This is a genomic window from Cupriavidus sp. OTU4054 (assembly GCF_038440175.1).
GTDB lineage: Bacteria > Pseudomonadota > Gammaproteobacteria > Burkholderiales > Burkholderiaceae > Cupriavidus > Cupriavidus pauculus_D.
The window spans coordinates 220,080-237,254 of record NZ_JASATF010000001.1 but is presented as its reverse complement, the minus strand read 5'-3'; the positions used below and the strand labels follow the sequence as shown (position 1 = coordinate 237,254).

At 66.8% G+C, this 17,175-nt stretch carries 14 protein-coding genes; 3 read left to right on the top strand and 11 right to left on the bottom strand.

Annotated elements, in window-relative coordinates:
- Position 1: 1 nt before the first annotated feature.
- The 3 genes from AAHB16_RS01105 to AAHB16_RS01095 form a co-directional block, all read right to left on the bottom strand.
- A complete protein-coding gene (locus AAHB16_RS01105; protein WP_150373796.1) occupies positions 2-946 on the bottom strand; it encodes a sialic acid TRAP transporter substrate-binding protein SiaP in 945 nt (314 codons plus the stop codon).
- A 126-nt stretch (positions 947-1,072) separates the two neighbouring features.
- Positions 1,073-2,143: an L-idonate 5-dehydrogenase gene (locus tag AAHB16_RS01100; RefSeq protein ID WP_446718048.1), complete on the bottom strand. Its 1,071-nt coding sequence runs from the start codon at positions 2,141-2,143 to the stop codon at positions 1,073-1,075.
- Entirely contained in the window at positions 2,143-2,889 is a 747-nt protein-coding gene (locus AAHB16_RS01095) for a FadR/GntR family transcriptional regulator (protein WP_342049825.1), read from the bottom strand. Before AAHB16_RS01095 ends, AAHB16_RS01100 begins: the two co-directional genes overlap by 1 nt.
- Before the next feature lie 285 nt (positions 2,890-3,174).
- Here AAHB16_RS01095 and AAHB16_RS01090 point away from each other — a divergent pair, with 285 nt between their 5' ends.
- Positions 3,175-3,717 carry an RcnB family protein gene (locus tag AAHB16_RS01090; protein WP_223851459.1) on the top strand — a complete coding sequence of 181 codons (543 nt, stop codon included), beginning with the start codon at positions 3,175-3,177 and terminating at the stop codon, positions 3,715-3,717.
- 79 nt (positions 3,718-3,796) lie between these two features.
- Here AAHB16_RS01090 and AAHB16_RS01085 read toward each other — a convergent pair whose 3' ends face one another.
- The 8 genes from AAHB16_RS01085 to AAHB16_RS01050 all read right to left on the bottom strand — a co-directional run bounded on the left by AAHB16_RS01085 (position 3,797) and on the right by AAHB16_RS01050 (position 11,922).
- Positions 3,797-5,962, bottom strand: coding sequence for a TonB-dependent siderophore receptor (locus tag AAHB16_RS01085; RefSeq protein ID WP_150371990.1), 2,166 nt, complete (start codon positions 5,960-5,962; stop codon positions 3,797-3,799).
- A gap of 165 nt (positions 5,963-6,127) precedes the next feature.
- Positions 6,128-7,030, bottom strand: a complete 903-nt coding sequence (gene prmB / locus AAHB16_RS01080) for a 50S ribosomal protein L3 N(5)-glutamine methyltransferase (protein WP_150371989.1) — start codon at positions 7,028-7,030, stop codon at positions 6,128-6,130.
- 13 nt (positions 7,031-7,043) lie between these two features.
- Positions 7,044-8,195 carry a succinyl-diaminopimelate desuccinylase gene (gene dapE, locus AAHB16_RS01075; protein ID WP_342049824.1) on the bottom strand — a complete coding sequence of 384 codons (1,152 nt, stop codon included), beginning with the start codon at positions 8,193-8,195 and terminating at the stop codon, positions 7,044-7,046.
- Positions 8,196-8,208: 13 nt separating this feature from the next.
- The gene (locus AAHB16_RS01070) at positions 8,209-8,556 is read right to left on the bottom strand and encodes an arsenate reductase (protein WP_150371987.1); all 348 of its coding nucleotides are present in this window, start codon (positions 8,554-8,556) and stop codon (positions 8,209-8,211) included.
- Positions 8,553-8,936, bottom strand: a complete 384-nt coding sequence (locus tag AAHB16_RS01065; RefSeq protein WP_150371986.1) for a hypothetical protein — start codon at positions 8,934-8,936, stop codon at positions 8,553-8,555. Before AAHB16_RS01065 ends, AAHB16_RS01070 begins: the two co-directional genes overlap by 4 nt.
- A gap of 14 nt (positions 8,937-8,950) precedes the next feature.
- The gene (gene dapD / locus AAHB16_RS01060) at positions 8,951-9,778 is read right to left on the bottom strand and encodes a 2,3,4,5-tetrahydropyridine-2,6-dicarboxylate N-succinyltransferase (RefSeq protein WP_150371985.1); all 828 of its coding nucleotides are present in this window, start codon (positions 9,776-9,778) and stop codon (positions 8,951-8,953) included.
- Between the two features lie 50 nt (positions 9,779-9,828).
- Entirely contained in the window at positions 9,829-11,028 is a 1,200-nt protein-coding gene (gene dapC / locus AAHB16_RS01055; protein WP_342050013.1) for a succinyldiaminopimelate transaminase, read from the bottom strand.
- A gap of 90 nt (positions 11,029-11,118) precedes the next feature.
- A complete protein-coding gene (locus tag AAHB16_RS01050; protein WP_150371984.1) occupies positions 11,119-11,922 on the bottom strand; it encodes a ferritin-like domain-containing protein in 804 nt (267 codons plus the stop codon).
- A 324-nt stretch (positions 11,923-12,246) separates the two neighbouring features.
- Here AAHB16_RS01050 and smc point away from each other — a divergent pair, with 324 nt between their 5' ends.
- Positions 12,247-15,762 carry a chromosome segregation protein SMC gene (gene smc / locus AAHB16_RS01045; protein ID WP_150371983.1) on the top strand — a complete coding sequence of 1,172 codons (3,516 nt, stop codon included), beginning with the start codon at positions 12,247-12,249 and terminating at the stop codon, positions 15,760-15,762.
- A complete protein-coding gene (locus AAHB16_RS01040) occupies positions 15,762-17,168 on the top strand; it encodes a cell division protein ZipA C-terminal FtsZ-binding domain-containing protein (protein WP_150371982.1) in 1,407 nt (468 codons plus the stop codon). The genes smc and AAHB16_RS01040 overlap by 1 nt, the downstream gene beginning before the upstream one ends.
- Positions 17,169-17,175 lie beyond the last annotated feature (7 nt).

Below are 17,175 nucleotides of genomic sequence, written 5' to 3'. Positions count from 1 at the left end.
GTCACTTCACCGCCTGGATCTTTTCCCAATCGGCCTTGCGGTACCCCTGCGATTCGAAGCTCACGTTCTTGAGCACGGCATCGCGGTACTCGGGCACGCTGATCTGCGTCACGGTAATGCCCTTCTTCGTGAACACATCGACAAGCTCCTTCTCGCGCGCGGCCACGTCCTCGGTCGCCTTGACCGCGGCCTGCTGCATCACCTCCGTGAACATCTGCTTGTCGGCATCGGGGAGCTTCTTCCACAGCCCGCCCGCGACGATGGTGTTCAGGTGATCGACGATGTGGCCCGTGAGCACGATGTACTTCTGCACCTCGTAGAACTTCTTCGCCTCGATGGTGCCGAGCGGGTTCTCCTGCGCCTCCACGGTACCGTTCTGCAGCGCGAGGTAGACCTCGGCGAACGCGATCGGCGAGGTGTTGACGCCGCACGCGCGCGGCATGGCGAGGTAGGCGGGCACGTCCGGCACCCGCATCTTCAGGCCCTTCATCTCCGCGCAGTGCGCGAACGGCTTGTTCGACGTGGACTGGCGCGTGCCGTAGTACGTGGTGGAGACGATATGGTTGCCGGTCTTCTCCTCGTAGCCGCGCGTGAGCTCCTTGTAGATATCGCTCTTGGTGTAGGCCACGAGGTGAGCGGGATCGCGGAACGTGTACGGGTAGTACGTCACGCCGATGCGCGGGAACGACTTCGCGGCGAAGCTCGACCCCGAGATGATGATGTCCACCGTGCCCAGTACGAGGCCCTGGTTGATATCGTTCTCCTTGCCGAGCTGCGAGGCCGGGAACACGTCGATCTGGTACTTGCCGTTGCTGCGCTTCTTGATTTCTTCGGCCGCCCACACGGACCACTTGTGGAACGGCTCCGAGGTCTCGTAGACGTGGGCCCACTTGAGCTTGGTGGGGGCGGGGGCCTGCGCCGCGGCGGGCATGGCAATGCCGGCCATCAGCAGCGCGGCACCGAGGACGAACGACGAGAACCGACCGAATGACGCGAACCGATGATTGCGCAACATGGATGTCTCCTGATTTCCGTTATGGACGCGCGGCCTCTGCGAGCCGTCGCGCGGGGGCTAACCGGTCAACTGCACCTTCGTACTGCGGCCCTTGTCGGCCGCGAGGTGAAACGCTTCGATCGCCCGTGCCAGCGGCAATTGCGCGGACAGCAGCGGGCGCACGTCCAGGCGGCGGCGCGCCAGGGTCTGCACCGCCCAGTCGAATTCGCGGCCAAAGCGGAATGCGCCGACGTAGTCGAGCTCGCGCGCCATCACGCTGTTGGCGGGAAAGTGGAGGCCCTCCGCGGGCAGCGTGCCGATCTGCACGATGCGTCCGCCGCGGCGCGTCGCCGCGAGGCAGGTGGCCAGCGCGCCTGGGCTGCCCGCCGCTTCGAGGCTGATATCGGCGATGTCCTGCAATTCGGCCGGTGTGGCCTGATCGCTGCGAATCGTCTCGTCGGCGCCCACCGTGCGCGCGACCTCGAGCGGGCGGTCGGCAATATCGCAGACGACGATGCGCGCCGCGCCGGCAAGGCGCGCGGCCATCACGGTCAGGCTGCCGATGGTGCCGCCGCCCGTCACCAGTACCGTCTTGCCGAGCAGCGGGCCCGCGCGGTTGACGCCATGCAGCGCCACCGACAGCGGTTCCGCGAACGCGAGCTCGCCAAGCGAGAGATCGGTATCGACGGGCGTGAGCTGGCGCTCATGCATGAGGAAGTGTTGCCGGAACATGCCCTGCACGTGCGGATACACGCTCGCGCTGCCCAGAAACCGCATATTGCGGCAGAGGTTGTCGCGGCCCTCGCGGCAGTAGTCGCACTGGCCGCACGCATGCGAGGGATTGATCGCGACCTTCATGCCGGGCGCGAGCCGCGTGACGGCGCTGCCCACGGCGTCGACGGTGCCCGCCGCTTCGTGACCCGGCGTCAGCGGTTCGCGGATCACGAACGCGCCGACCTTGCCGTGGAAGAAGTAATGGAGGTCCGAACCGCAGATGCCGGCCGCGCCGAGGCGCACGCGAACGTCGTGCGGGCCGGGAGAGGGGGCCTCGGTCTCGGTGTAGCGAAGATCCTCGCTCCCGTGGATATGCATAGTCAACGACGGCATGGTCAACGACGGCGTAGTCAACGACGGGGTAGTCAGCGACATCACGAGGTCTCCTTGAGCGAAGCCACGGCGGCACGGCTGGCGTCGGACGCGCCGGGCCAGGCTGCATAGAAACGCTGGTGCGACAGTTCGAGGTGGTCGCACATGGCCGCGCGCGCGGCATCGGGCGAGCCCGAGGCGATGGCATCGACCACCGCGCGGTGCTCGGCAATCGCGGCATGCCAGCTCTGTGCGTTCTCAAAGTGGTTGCCGAACTGCGCCCACAGCGGGTTCTGCCGTTCGTCGAACAGTTCGGCCACCAGCCGCACGAGCACTGCGTTCTCCGCGGTTTCGCTGATGCGCAGGTGAAACAGCCGGTCGCCCCGCACCGGAATCTGTCCGCTGCCGGCTTCCTCGACCATCATCTCGATTGCCGCATCGAGGCCCTGCAGCAGCGCGGGCGTGCAGCGCCGCGCGGCGGTCGCGGCCATTTCGCCTTCGATGGTCTGGCGCGCGCGAATGACGTCGAGCGGAGACTCGGCAACGACGCTGTCCGTGCGCGCGCGTTCCGGAGCATGGACGTCGCACACGTAGATGCCCGAACCCATGCGCACCTCGACGAACCCCTCGACCTCGAGCGCGATCAGCGCCTCGCGCACCGAGGGTCGCGACACGCCCAGTTGCACGGCGAGGTCGCGCTCCGCCGGCAGACGCCTGCCGGCCGGAAACTCGCCGCCTTCGATCAGCCGGCGCAACTGGTCGGCGATCTGGCGATAGAGACGTCGCGGCTCGATCTGCTGGATGGGCATGTCACCTCGACAGGACGGGTCAAAGGGTCAGGCGGTCAGACCAATTTTTAGGAGACGTTGACACGATGCGCAAGGACGACTTGTGGCGCGGTGCAGCAAGTCAATCTGACAAGCGCATGCCAAAACTACAAGCCCGGCACGCCCGAACACGCGGCGGAAAGCGGCAAGTTGGCCGCCGGCGCACGACAATTCGGGGCTCGGCGGGGGCAGGCCCCGCAATTGCTACTAACCTGAGTTCAGGTTGCCCGGCCGGGCGGCCTACGTTCCATCAGTGAGGAGATCACGATGAAAACGAAGTCGTTAATACCATCCATCCTCGTCGCCACGGGTCTGCTGGCCACGCCGTGGCTCCATGCGCAGCCCACCAACCAGATGCCGGGCGACGTGCCGGGCCAGACCGCGCCGATGGGTCCGCGCCCGATGCCCGCACCGGGCCAGGCGGGCGGCTCGCCCTCGACGGCCACGCCGATGCCACCTGCCACGGGCGGTGGCGGTTATGGCCGTCCCATGCGACCTGGCGGTCCCGGTGGCCCTGGCATGCAGGGCGATCCGGGCATGTCGCAGCAACGCCCGCCGGGCCCGCCGCCCGCCATGAGCGGCGGCCGGCCGCCAGCCCCGCCGATGGGCGCGCAGTCGCCGTACGCGCCGCAGAAATGGAGCAAGGGTGACAAGCTCCCGACGGAGTTCCGCGATCGCCAGTACGTGATCGACAACTACAAGCAATACGACCTGCCGGCCCCGAGAAAGGGCCATCACTGGGTCGGCGTCGGGGCCGACTACTATCAGGTGTCGTCGAACGGCACGATCTTCTCGGTGGGTCCGCAATAAGCGGGAGCCGGAGCATCGATGAAAAAAGGGCACACCGCGGTGTGCCCTTTGCTTTGCCAGGCAGAAACGAAGCCGGAACTCAGTACGCGATCTTCGCGCTGATGCTGACCGCGCGCGGATCCGCGGGCTGGATATAGCTCGCGTACTGGAAGCCCCAGTAGCGCTTGTTGGTCAGGTTGCTCAGCGCGGCGCGCAGCGTGACTTCCTTGCCCGCGATGCGCGTGTTGTACGTCGCGCCGAGGTTGAAGATCGTATAGCCGCCGAGCGTCAGGTCGCCTTCCGGGCGCGCCTTGACCGTGCTCGTGTACTTGCCGTCGATGCCGACCTTCAGGCCCGGCACGACAGGTACGCGATAGGCCAGGCGACCCGTCAGCATGAAGTTCGGCGCGCCCGCCACGCGGTTGCCGATATTGGCCTGGCCCTGGTCGTAGTAGCTGTCGAGGTACATCGCGCTGCCGCCGACTTCCCACTGCGAACCGATGCGCGCGCCCGCCGCGAGTTCCACGCCCTGATAGATCGACTTGCCGTCCTGCACGAACACGGGCAGCGTGCCCGTGCCCGCGTTGCGGCCGTACTCGGTGCGCTGCTCGATGCGGAACAGCGCGGCGGTGCCGTTCCAGATGCCCTGTTCGGTCTTTGCGCCCACTTCGTACTGGCGGCTCTTCGCGGGCGTCAGCGCCTGGCCGGCGTTCGAATAGAACGACGATACGATACCGCCGCCGTCGAACGACTCGACGTAGCTCGCGTACAGCATCGTGCTCGGCATCGGCTTGAACATGATCGCCGCGGTCGGCGTCAGCAGGCCATGCTTGTTGTAGTTCGAGTCGCCACCGACCGAACCCGGCGTGCCGTAGCCGTTCTGCTCGTAATTCGTCACGCGCAGGCCGCCGAGCACCGACCACTTGTCGGTGATGTGGACGGTATCGCTGACGAACGCGGCCTTCTGCGTGGTATCGCCGGCGCGGTACTTGTTCATGCCCCACTGGCTGTAGTACTGGCCCACGTACGGAGCAAACAGGTTGCCGCCGGGCAGTGGAGTGTTGACGTAGTTGCTGCTGTAACGGTCGATCTGTTCCTGCCAGCTCAGGCCTGCCACCAGTTCATGGCGCAGGAAGCCCGTGCGGAACTTGCCCTCGACCATCGTCGTCCAGTTGGTGAACTGCTGGCTCTCGGAGCCGTCGTAGCGCAGGTCCGTGTAATCGCCGGCCGCGTTCGAGAGGAAGAACGTCGACTCGTTACGCGTGCGCGACTGCTTGCTGAAGCTGTACGTGGTGCTGACGGTCCAGTCGTCGTTGAGGCGATAGCGCAGGCCCGTCTGGTAGACCTGCAGGTTCGAGTAGAAGTGCGTGTCCGGGCCCGCATACAGGCCGCCACGGCCGCTGATCACGCTCGGGAGCTGGCCCCCGGCCGGAATGCCGCCCACATAGAAGGACGGCGTACCGCCCCAGGTGTTGCGGTCCTGGTAGATGCCGTCGAACGTCCAGGTCAGGTCCCGCGTGATGCGCGCGTCGAGGCCCAGCGAGACGGTATTGCGGTTCAGGCCGACGGCGTTGCTGGGCTTGCCTTCCTCGTGCGTGAGGTTCAGGCGGTAGCCGAACATGTTGTCGGGGCCCGCGCGGCCGCCGACGTCGACGTGCTCGGTCCAGACGTGCGACGAGCGGTAGCCGAGGTCGACGCTGGCCGTGAATTGGTCGGTCGGCTTCTTGGTCACGTAGTTGACCGTGCCGCCCGGATTGCCGAAGCCGTACATGAAGCCCGATGCGCCCTTGAGCAGTTCCACCTGCTCGAGCTGCTCGTAGGGCATGGTGATGCCGTACGCGATAAACGGCATGCCGTTGATCTTGTACGCGTTGCGCCAGTCGAGCTGCAGGCCGCGCACCGTCGTGTACGACGCCCAGGCATTGCCCGGATTGCTGTTGTCCGTCACCGACGCGTCGTTGAAAAACACGTCGCCGATCTTGGTCACGCCGCGATCGGCAATGTCGTCACCGCTGACGACGGTCGTCGAGAACGGCGTCTCCAGCTGCGTGCGGTTGCCGAGGGCGCCGCCCGATGCCTTCTTCTCGAGCTGCGGGCCCACGTCGATGTCCTGCCGCGCCTGCACGGTCACGGTCGGCAGCGCGGCTTCGGGCGCGGGCGTGGCGGTCTGGGCGAGCGCGGCACCGCAGAGCGGGAAACCGGCCAGCACCACCGTGCGGGCGAGAGCGGCAATAGGACGAACGCGAGGGGTGCGGCAAAAGGTCATGACGGATCGAAAGGATGGAAACGAGTCTGATAATCGTAATGCGAACCAGTCGCATTACGATTCGTAAAGGCCCGAATGATCCTATCGCCGCGGCAAGCCGTCAAGCAGGCCGCGGATTGCAACAAAGAACCGTGGCACGCATGCCACTATTGCAACAAGTGGAAATTAGCCAGGAAGGGCTTCGTAGGTGACGAGGAACACCTGTTCCTCGCCCGCGCTGACCGGCAGCCAGACGATCTCGAGATCGGGGAACGCGGCCTCGACATTCGCATGCTCGTTGCCGATCTCGACCACGAGCACGCCACCCGGATTGAGGCGCTTTTTCGCGCCCGCGACGATCCGGCGCACGATGTCCATCCCATCGTCGCCGCCCGCCAGCGCCATGCGCGGCTCCGCCAGGTATTCCGGCGGCAGGTCGCGCATCGACGCTTCGTTGACGTAGGGCGGGTTGGTCAGGATCACGTCGTACGTGGCACCCGCGGGCAGCGGATCGTAGAGGTCGCCCTCGTACAGCGAGATACGATCCTCCATGCGGTAGTCGGCGACATTGCGGCGCGCCACGGCGAGCGCGTCGGGCGAGAGGTCCACCGCGTCGATGCGCGCCTCGGGCCAGACATGTGCCGCGATGATCGGCAGGCAGCCAGAGCCCGTGCAGAGTTCCAGCACGGGGCCGATCTGCGACACGTCGCCGACCCACGGCTCGAGGCCTTCCTGCAGCAGTTCGCCCACGAAGCTGCGCGGCACGATCACGCGCGAGTCCACGTAGAAGCGCAGGCCGTGCATGAAGGCTTCGTGCGTGATGTACGCGGCCGGCACGCGCTCGGTGACACGGCGCTCGATCACGGCCAGCACCGCGTCGATTTCCTCGGGCAGCAGGCGCGCGTCGAGGAACGGGTCGAGCGTGTCGAGCGGCAGCGTCAGCGTATGGAGCACGAGGTAGGCGGCCTCGTCGTACGCGTTGGCGCTGCCGTGGCCGAACGAGAGCTTGGCCCCATGGAAGCGCGACACCGCGTAGCGCAGCAGATCGCGCACGGTGCGCAGCGGGGAGTTTGAAGCAGTAGGGGCCATGATGCGGAAATGATTAGGCGATGAGGCGTTCGAGCACGCCGCGATAGACGTTCTTGAGCGGCTCGATAAAGCGCACTTCGACGTGCTCGTCGATCTTGTGGATGCTCGCGTTCGGCGGACCGAATTCGATCACCTGCGGACAGATCTTTGCGATAAAACGGCCATCCGACGTGCCGCCGGTCGTCGAGAGCTCGGTCTTGACGCCCGTCTCCGCGGCGATCGCCGCCGTCAACGCTTCCGACAGGTCGCCGCGCGGCGTCAGGAACGGCTCGCCGCCGAGCGTCCAGTCGAGCGTGTAGTCGAGCTGGTGCGCGTCGAGAATCGCATGCACGCGCGCCTTGAGGCCGTCCGGCGTGCTTGCCGTGGAAAAACGGAAGTTGAAGTCGATGGTCACGTGACCCGGAATCACGTTGGTCGCGCCCGTGCCCGCGTGGATATTCGACATCTGCCACGTGGTCGGCGGGAAGTATTCGTTGCCTTCGTCCCACGTCTCGCCGACGAGCGTGGTCAGCGCGGGCGCGGCCAGATGGATCGGATTGCGCGCGAGGTGCGGGTAGGCGATATGGCCCTGCACACCCTTCACGGTGAGCTTGCCCGACAGCGAGCCGCGGCGGCCGTTCTTGACCATGTCGCCGAGCGTATCGACCGAGGTCGGCTCGCCGACCACGCAGTAGTCCAGGCGCTCGCCGCGCGCGCGCAGCGCTTCCACGACCTTGACGGTGCCGTCGTGGGCGGGACCTTCCTCGTCGCTGGTGATCAGGAACGCGATCGAGCCCGCGTGGGCCGGATGCGCCTGCACGAATTCCTCGACGGCGACCACGAAGCCCGCGATCGACGTCTTCATGTCCGCGGCGCCGCGGCCGTAGAGCTTGCCGTCGCGGTGCGTCGGCAGGAACGGGTCCGACGACCACTGGTCGAGCGGGCCCGTAGGCACGACGTCGGTATGGCCCGCGAACGCGAGCAGCTTGCCGTCCTTGCCCTGCGTACCGCGTTTGACCGCCCAGAGGTTGGTCACGCGGAAGTCGTCGGGGCCGCTGACGATGGCCTCGCAGGTGAAGCCGAGCGCCTTGAGGCGCGACTCGAGCACGGCCTGGCAGCCTTCGTCGGCGGGCGTGACCGAGCGGCGGCGCATCAGGTCTTCGGTGAGGGCGAGCGTGGGATTCATGAACAAAGATCGCTTAGAAAATACCGGAATACTGTTCGGGCTTGAACCCGACTTCGACCTTGCCCGCGGACTCGAGCACGGGCCGCTTGATCAGCGACGGGCTCTGCTGCATCAGCGCGATCGCACCCGCTTCGCTTTCCGCGCGGGCCTTGTCGGCATCCGACAGCGCGCGGTACGTGGTGCCCTTCTTGTTGAGCAGCGTGGTCAGCGGCACGTGCTTCAGCCAGCCGCGCAGCATCGTTTCGCTGACGCCTTGCTTCTTGAAGTCGTGGAACGTGTAGTCGACGCCGTTGTCGGCGAGCCAGGTGCGCGCCTTCTTGACGGTGTCGCAGTTGGGAATGCCGTAGAGCAGGACGGTCATGATGTTCGGAGCAGGAGATTGAGGGCGATCACGAGCGCGCCGATGCCGAGCGCCACGCCACCCATCGCCACCGCCGTCATCAGGCGCAGGCGGCGGTCGAGGCGGGCCGCTTCCTTGCGCAGCGCCTCGATCGTGATCGCGTGCTGCTCGGCCAGCAGCTTGACGGCCTCCGCCTGCTGGACCGCGGCCGCCTCGAGCTCGGCAATGCGCGCCTGGGAATCGGCATCGCCGAGCGCGCGGCCGCCGGGCGCGTCGGCGTTATCGGGCGAACCGTCCTTGCGCCGCCCCTTCTTGATCTTCTCGATGGTCTTGTTGGCCTGCTCGAGAATGGTGGGCAGCAGCGACAGGACGGTGCCGACGGTCGCGGGGTCCAGAGCCATGCGGGGCAATGCGATCAGTCGCCGCGCAGCAGGTCGTTCAGGCTGGTCTTGGCGCGCGTCTGCGCGTCGACCTTCTTCACGATCACGGCGCAGTACAGGCTGTACGAACCGTCCTTCGAGGGCAGGTTGCCGGCCACGACGACCGAGCCCGCCGGCACGCGGCCGTAGTGGATCTCGCCCGTTTCGCGATCGTAGATCTTGGTCGATTGGCCGAGGTACACGCCCATCGAGATCACCGAGTTTTCTTCGACGATCACGCCTTCCACGACTTCCGAACGCGCGCCGATAAAGCAGTTGTCCTCGATGATGACGGGGTTGGCCTGCAGCGGCTCCAGCACGCCGCCGATGCCCACGCCGCCCGACAGGTGGACGTTCTTGCCGATCTGCGCGCACGAACCGACCGTGGCCCAGGTATCGACCATCGTGCCTTCATCGACATAGGCGCCGATGTTCACGTACGACGGCATCAGCACGGCGTTCTTCGCGATAAACGAACCGCGGCGCGCCACGGCGGGCGGCACCACGCGGAAGCCGGCCTTGGCGAAGTCGTCGCCCGACCAGTTGGCGAACTTCGTCGGCACCTTGTCGTAGAACTGGGCAAAGCCGCCGGCGCTCATCGGCGCGTTGTCTTCCAGGCGGAACGACAGCAGCACGGCCTTCTTGATCCACTGGTTGACGATCCAGTCCTTGCCTTGCTTCTCGGCCACGCGCAGGGCGCCCGAGTCCAGTTGCGAGATCACGTTGGCCACGGCCTCGCGGATATCGGCGGGCGCCGACTTCGGCGACAGGCTCGCGCGGTCTTCCCAGGCTTGATCGATCAGGGCTTGCAGGGCTTGCGTCATGATGGTTTTCTCAGTCGAAAAATCGAAATGTCGTAGATGGTTTGTTGGGGTCAGCCCAGCGACTTGCAGAACTCGACGATGCGGCGCGCGCCCGCGCGGCATTCCTCGGGCGTGGCGACCAGCGCCATGCGCACGCGGTTGACGCCGGGATTCACGCCGTGCGCGTCGCGCGCGAGGAAGCTGCCGGGCAGTACCGTGAGGTTCTGCGAGGCCAGCAGGCGACGCGCGAACTCGGTGTCCGACAGGCCCGTGCGCGACACGTCGGCCCACAGGTAGAACGCGGCATCGGGCAGCGCGACGTCGAGCACTTCCGACAGCATCGGCGTGACCTCGCGGAATTTCTCCACGTAGGCCGCGCGATTGTCGCGGACGTGCACTTCGTCGTTCCACGCGGCCACGCTGGCGGCCTGCACGGCGGCGCTCATCGCGGTGCCGTGGTACGTGCGGTACAGCAGGAATTTCTTGAGCAGCGCCGGATCGCCGGCGACGAAACCCGAGCGCAGGCCCGGCACGTTCGAGCGCTTGGAAAGGCTCGAGAACATGACCAGGCGCTCGAAGCCGCGGCCCAGCTTGTGCGCGGCTTCCAGCGCGCCCAGCGGCGGGTTGGCTTCGTCGAAGTAGATTTCGGAATAGCACTCGTCGGACGCGATCACGAAACCGTGGCGGTCCGACAGCGCGAACAGTTGCTTCCAGTCCTCGAGGGACATCACGGCGCCCGTCGGATTGCCCGGCGAGCAGACGTAGAGCAGTTGCACGTCGGCCCAGGCCACGTCGGGAATCTGTTCGAACGCGGGCGCGAAGTTGCGCGCGGGATCGCTGTTCGCGAAGATCGGCCGCGCGCCGGCCAGCAGCGCCGCGCCTTCGTAGATCTGGTAGAACGGGTTCGGGCACACCACCAGCGGATTCGGCCGGGAGGCATCGATCACGGTCTGCGCGAACGCGAACAGCGCCTCGCGCGAGCCGGCCACGGGCAGCACCTGCGTCAGGGCATCGACCTCCGGCAGGCGGTACCGGCGCTCGAGCCAGCGCGCGACGGTCTGGCGCAGCGCGTCGGAGCCGATGGTGCTCGGGTAGACCGCGAGGCCGCCGAGCGACTCGATCATCGCGTCCTTGATGAACTGCGGCGTCGGGTGCTTGGGCTCGCCGATGCCGAAGCTGATCGCCGGGATGTCGGCGGGTTTCACGTCGGCCACCAGCGCGCGCAGTTTCTCGAAAGGATAGGTCTGGAGCAGGTCGAGGCGCGGGTTCACAGTGGCTTGGCTTTGCATGCGGTGGAAACGCAGCATTATAGAGGAATGCCGCCCCCGATCCTACCGCGCCAGACCCGCCCGCGCCCGGCGCTAGCGCAGGATGGTCAGGGACACCATCGCGACCAGCGGACGATGCACGAGACGCTCGATGCGGGCATGCAGGTGCAGCGGCCGCAACAGCATCTTGATCGTCATCTCGATGGGCAGGTTATGCCGCACCACGTCGCTGCACCGGGAATTCAGCGCGGCCACGTCGGCGGCCGGAATCTCGTCCTGCCCGCGCTCCACGCGCAGGATATTGCGCAGCGAGATCTCGGCGTCGTCGTTCTTGATCTCCAGCAGCCGGCGCGCGATCACGCCGAGCACCTTCAGGCGGCCATGGCGCTCGCGGCCGTTCAGGTCGTTGAAGTAGCGGAAGAAGTGCTTGTAGTGGCCCACCTCGTCGCTGGAGATGCGGCGCGCGAGGTCCCGCAGCACGGGTTCGTCGCTGGCCGAAGCGAGCGCGCGGTAGTAGGAGGCGGTGCCCGTCTCGACCACGCAGCGCGCGGCCATCTCCAGCGCGCGCGAGGTTTCGAGGTTGTCGTCGTTGCAGGTCAGGCGGTATTCGCCGAAGAACCGTTCGTAGCCGGCCTCCCAGTCGAAGTCCGGCCAGACGTGCTCCACATAGCGGCGCAGCGCGAGGCCGTGCTGGAGTTCCTCGCGCTCCCAGTGCTGCTTGAGCCAGCCCGCGGCTTCCGGCGTCTCCGCATAGTGGCGCGCGAGGTTGCCGGCGTAGGTATCGGAGCCGCTCTCCATATAGGACGCGGAGGTCAGCAGGTAGAACAACGTGCGGTTCGGGCGCACGCGTGAAACGTCTATGGCGTCGTAATCGATTTCATCGACCGACCACGTCATGTGGCTTCTCCATGTTGTCTGGGGTGTAACCCTGGCGAGTTTCCATCCGATTTGCCCATGTGACAATTGGATGTCGGTATTAGGCGTTCTAGAGACTGGTTCAAGCATGGCGCGCAAGTCTTGGATATACAACACTTTTCCGGGTCACCCGAGTGGGTTTTCGTGCCGCGCGCAACGGTCGATAAAGCGGCCGGTGGGGCGTTTCGCGATGGTATGATTGTCGCCATTCCGTCGGGCATCTCAGGTTTAAAGTGGGTATTAAGTCACACGTGACACCACGCCCGCCCGCATTCTCATCCGTAACGCCGAAAACCACACGACAACGTGCGACTGTCATCGATCAAGCTGGCGGGCTTCAAGTCCTTCGTCGATCCCACCAATTTTCAAGTGCCGGGCCAACTGGTCGGCATCGTCGGTCCCAACGGCTGCGGCAAATCGAACATCATTGATGCCGTGCGCTGGGTGCTGGGCGAGTCACGCGCTTCCGAGCTGCGCGGCGAGTCCATGCAGGACGTCATCTTCAACGGTTCCACGGCGCGCAAGCAGGCCGGCCGGGCGAGCGTCGAACTCGTGTTCGACAACGCCGAGGGCCGCGCGGCGGGCCAGTGGAGCCAGTACGCCGAAGTGGCCGTCAAGCGCGTGCTGACGCGCGACGGCACTTCCTCGTACTACATCAACAACCAGCCGGTCCGCCGCCGCGATATCCAGGACATCTTCCTCGGTACGGGCCTGGGTCCGCGCGCCTACGCGATCATCGGGCAGGGCATGATCTCGCGGATCATCGAGGCCAAGCCCGATGACATGCGGATCTTCCTGGAAGAAGCCGCGGGCGTGTCCAAGTACAAGGAACGCCGCCGCGAGACCGAGAACCGCCTTTCCGACACACGCGAGAACCTGACGCGCGTGGAGGACATCCTGCGCGAACTCGGCACCAACCTCGACAAGCTCGAAGGGCAGGCCGAAGTGGCGCAGCGCTTCAAGACGCTGCAGTCCGAGGGCGAGGAGAAACAGCATCTGCTGTGGCTGCTGCGCAAGCGCGAAGCCCAGGCCGAGCAGGAACGCCACCAGCGCGCGATCGAGCAGGCGCAGATCGACCTCGAAGCCCAGACCGCGCAGCTGCGCCACGTCGAAGCCGAGCTGGAGACCATGCGCGCCGCGCACTACACCGCGTCGGACGGCATGCATGCCGCACAGGGCGCGCTGTACGAGGCAAATGCCACGGTCAGCAAGCTCGAGGCCGAGATCCGCTTCGTCGTGGAGTCGCGCAATCGCGCGCAGGCGCAGATCGCCGCGCTGACCGCGCAACGCGACCAGTGGCAGGGCAAGGCCGAGCAGGCCGCCGACGAACTCGCGCAGGCCGAGGAAAGCCTCGCCGTGGCCGAAGGCCGCACGGTGGAAGCGCAGGAAACGGTCGCGGTGAAAACCGACGAACTGCCGACACTCGAGGGGCAGTGGCGCGATGCGCAGCAGCGCCTCAACGAGCAGCGCACCGCCATCGCGCAGGCCGAACAGACGCTGAAACTCGAGGCCGCGCAGCAGCGTAACGCGGACCAGACGCTCCAACAGCTCGAGCAGCGCCGCGAACGCCTGTCGCTCGAGGAGAAGGGGCTCGACCGTCCGGACGAAACCCGGCTGGAACAGCAGCGCGAGGAACTCGCCGAGCAGGAAGCCATGCTCGAGGAAGCGCAGGCCGTGCTGATGGACAGCGAGGACAGCGTACCGCGCCTCGATGCCGATCGCCGCACCGCGCAGGAGCGCGTGCAGAGCGAAGCCGCCGCCATTGCCTCGCTCGAGGCGCGCCTGGCCGCGCTGCGCCAGCTGCAGGAAAACGTGCAGACCGACGGCAAGGTCCAGCCCTGGCTCGAACGCCACGGCCTGGCCGAGCTGCCGCGGCTATGGAAGAAGGTGCATATCGAGCCGGGCTGGGAAAACGCGCTGGAATCCGTGCTGCGCGAGAAGCTGGCCGCGCTGGAAGTGTCGAACCTCGACTGGGTCAAGGCCTTCCTCTCCGACGCGCCGCCCGCCAAGCTCGCGTTCTATACGCCGCCGCCGGCCGCGCGCCCGATCGAGGCACCGGCAGGCCTGCGGCCGCTGATGTCGCTCGTGCAGATCACCGAGCCCGGCATCCGCGCGGTCATGCAGGACTGGCTGGCCGATATCTATACCGCCACCGATATCGCGCAGGCGATGGGCGCGCGCCATACGCTGCCCGATGGCGCATCGTTCGTCGTGGCCGAGGGGCACCTGATCGGCCGCAACGCGATCCAGATCTACGCTGCCGACTCCGAACAGGCCGGCATGCTCGCGCGCGAGCAGGAGATCGAGAACCTGCAGAAGCAGGTGCGCGCGCAGATGCTGCTGTCCGACGAGGCAAAGAGCCAGGCCGTGCGCGCCGATGCGGCGTACACGCAGGCGAGCCAGGCGCTGAGCGAGGCCCGCGGCCGCGCCGAGCAGGCCACGCGCCGCGTGCACACGCTGCAGATGGACGTGCTCAAGCTGTCGCAGGCGATGGAGCGTTTCTCCGCGCGTAGCGGCCAGATTCGCGACGAGCTCGCCGAGATCATGGCGCAGATCGAGGAGCAGCGCGCCGTGCGCGCCGAATCGGAAGCCGCGTTCGAGCAGCACGACGCCGCGCTTGCCGACCTGCAGGCCGCGCACGAGGACCAGCAGATGGCCTTCGACGCGCTGGACGGCAAGCTCTCGACCGCGCGCAACCAGTTGCGCGACTTCGAGCGCGCCGCGCAGGAAGCGCTGTTCGCCGAGCGCAACCTGTCGGGCCGTATCGACGAACTGCGCCGCAATATCCAGATGGCGGCCGACCAGACGGAGCGCATCGGCGAGTCGCTCGAGAATGCCCGCGCGGAACTCGAGACGATCAACGAACAGACCGCGAACACGGGCCTGCAGGAAGCGCTCGAAGTGCGGGCCGAGAAGGAAGAGAAGCTGTCGGCCGCGCGCATCGAACTCGACGCGCTGTCGGCACAGCTGCGCCAGTTCGACGAACAGCGCCTGGCCGCCGAGCGCAGCCTGCAGCCGCTGCGCGACCGCATCACCGAGTACCAGCTCAAGGAGCAGGCCGCGCGCCTGAACCAGGAACAGTTCAGCGAGCAGCTGACCACGGCGGAAGTCGATGAGGCCGCGCTGGCCGACAAGCTCACGGGCGACCTCAAGCCGTCGTACCTGCAGGGCGAAGTCACGCGCCTGAACAACGCGATCAACGCGCTGGGCCCCGTCAACATGGCCGCGCTCGACGAGCTGGCCGCCGCGCGCGAACGCAAGACGTTCCTCGACGCGCAGTCCGCCGACCTCAACGACGCGATCAACACGCTCGAGGACGCGATTGCCAAGATCGATCAGGAAACGCGCGCGCTGCTGCAGGGCACGTTCGACCAGGTCAACCATCATTTCGGCGAGCTGTTCCCGTCGCTGTTCGGTGGCGGCCAGGCGCGCCTGATCATGACCGGCGAGGAAATCCTCGACGCCGGCGTGCAGGTCATGGCCCAGCCGCCCGGCAAGAAGAACTCGACGATTCACCTGCTGTCCGGCGGCGAGAAGGCGCTGACCGCGATCGCGCTGGTGTTCGCGATGTTCCAGCTCAACCCCGCGCCGTTCTGTCTGCTGGACGAGGTGGACGCGCCGCTCGACGACGCGAACACCGAGCGGTACGCGAACATGGTGGCGCGCATGTCGGACAAGACGCAGTTCGTGTTTATCTCGCACAACAAGATTGCAATGGAAATGGCCCATCAACTCATCGGCGTGACGATGCAGGAGCAGGGCGTATCGCGCATCGTCGCGGTGGATATGGACGCAGCGGTATCGATGGCGGAGGCCGCCTGATGGAACTGCAGAATGCCCTGATCATCGCCGGTGTCGTATTGCTGCTGTTGCTGGTGGCGTACAACCGTTGGCAGATCCACAAGTCGCGCCGCGTGCGCCCGCTGATGCCGGAAGACGACCTGCCGCCGATGCGCGAGCCGGTGGTCGGCAAGACCGTGCGGCCCGAGACGGCCGCCAAGCTGCAGGAGACGCCGCCCGAACATATCCCGCGCCGCGAGCCGACGCTCGGCGGTGCCGGCAAGGTGTCGGTGGGGGCCGGTGCGGTCCAGGATGCCGACGCGCGCGATGCCAGCGTGGCGGCCGCGGCCGCGCATGCGGCGGCAGGTGGCGCCGATGCCGACGAGGCCGTTGCGGACGAGGTGGCCAATGCGGTCGCCGTGGCGCGCAAGCCGGGCGAGGGTGCCGATGGCACTCACGCGGCCGGCACCGCAGCGGGCGACGACGAGTCGGCCAACCTTGCCGCGGCCAATCAGGCCACGGCCAGCGCCGAGGCACAGTCGTCGCCGCAACTGGGCGCCGCGAGCCTCCAGCCGGAACCGAAGCCCGAAACCGCGCCGATGGATGGCCAGCCGTCGCCGGCCGTGATCGACCCGCTGATCGACTGCATCGTGCCGATGCACCTGGAACGCAAGGCGTCCGGCGATCGCATCCTCCCGCTCACGGGACGTCTGCGCCGTGCCGGGACCAAGCAGGTGCATATCGAAGGCCTGCGCGTGGAAGCCAATGCGTGGGAACCCGTGACCGCGGGCCACCAGTATGAAGACCTGCAGGTGGCCGTGCAGCTTGCCAACCGCAGCGGTCCGCTCAACGCGCTCGAGTTCTCGGAGTTCGTCAATGCGGTCGAGGCGCTTGCCGAGGCGCTCGACGCGTCGGCCGAGCTGCCGGACATGACCGAGACCGTGGCCAACGCGCGCGAGCTCGATGGGTTTGCCGCGGGCTGCGACGTGCAGCTGGGCGTCAACGTGATTTCCGATGGTGCGCCGTGGTCGGCCGCGTACGTGCAGAACGTGGCCACGCAGGACGGCCTCGTGCTGTCGCGCGACGGCACGCGTTTCTCGCGCTATCAGGCCGATGGCGACGGCGTGCAGCGTCCGCTGTTCACGCTGCAGTTCGGCGATACCAACTTCCTGCGCGACGACCTGACGATCAACGCCGGCGGCCAGATCACGCTGCTGCTGGACGTGCCGGTGGCCGCGCAGTCGACCAAGCCGTTCAAGACCGTGTGCGAGTACGGCTACAGCCTGGCGCAGCGCATGGGCGCGCAGCTCGTCGATGACAATATGCGGCCGCTGAGCGAGGCGTCGTTCGTCGCGATTTTCGGCCAGCTGGAGAAGCTGTACGAAAAGCTCGAGGCACGTGGCATGCCGGCTGGCTCGCCCGTCGCGCATCGACTGTTCAGCCTCTAGGAGTGCC